1 protein-coding gene is annotated in these 1,038 nt (G+C 60.9%); it reads right to left on the bottom strand.

Annotated elements, in window-relative coordinates; genetic code table 11:
• A partial coding sequence (locus N879_RS10895) for an LOG family protein (RefSeq protein WP_022983365.1) occupies positions 1-1,014 on the bottom strand: 1,014 nt, incomplete at its 3' end.
• Positions 1,015-1,038 lie beyond the last annotated feature (24 nt).

Here is a 1,038-nt window from a genome sequence, read left to right on the forward strand (position 1 = left end):
GTTGCGGCCGTTGAATACGAAGCTCAAACGCGGCAGGCGCTGCAGCTCCGGTTCGTCCAGTTCGGACTCACAGCAGTTCTGCTGTTCGAACGAGCCTGTCAGGCACAGGTCGACGAATTCCTCGTTCAGGTATTCCATGGCCTGTTCGTTGAGCTTGTGGTTCAGGCGCAGAACGAAGCGATCCTTCAACCAGCGGCTGGAGTGGAAGTTGCGGTAGAAGTTGGCGATCTCCTTCGCCGCCTCGTTGGCATCATCCACCAGGCGCATCAGACGCATATCGCTGGGCAGGATGTAGCGATTCTCTTCCAGCTGGCCGCGCATGAAGCGCAGTGCATCCTTCCAGTAAGTGCCACCGGGTTCGTCGAGCAGCACGACGGGCACCAGTGGGCTCTTGCCGGTCTGGATCAGTGTCAGCACTTCGAGTGCCTCGTCCAGGGTGCCGAACCCGCCAGGGCAGAGCACCAGGGCATCCGCCTCCTTGATGAAGAACAGCTTGCGGACGAAGAAGAAGTGGAACGAGAGCAGGTTTTCGGTACCGCCAACCGTCGGGTTGGGGTGCTGCTCGAACGGGAGTGTGATGTTCAGGCCCAGGCTGTTGTCGCGACCGGCCCCTTCGTGGGCGGCCGCCATGATGCCGCCACCGGCACCGGTGATGACCATGAAGTTGTAGTGCGCAAGCGTGGCGCCCAGCTGACGCGCCAGGGCGTACAACGGATGTTCGACCGGTGTGCGCGCGGAACCGAATACCGTGACCTTGCGCCGGCGCTTGAACTGATCGAGACGGCTGAATGCATGCTCCATCTCGCGCATGGTCTGCAGCAGGATCTTGGCGTCCCAGCGGCTGCGATCGGCCTGCGCCATGCGTGTGACGGTCACCAGCATTTCCCGATACAGCGGTAGGTTGGGACTGTTGGCCGGAACGACCATGGCCGCCAGCTCATCGATCTTGCTTTCCAGTTCGGCGCCGCTGGTTTGGAAGTGTCGCGACAGATAGTCATCCGGATCAAAGGACATACAACATCTCCATGTATGGGCGTC

It is taken from the genome of Alcaligenes sp. EGD-AK7, assembly GCF_000465875.3.
GTDB lineage: Bacteria > Pseudomonadota > Gammaproteobacteria > Burkholderiales > Burkholderiaceae_B > Alcaligenes > Alcaligenes phenolicus.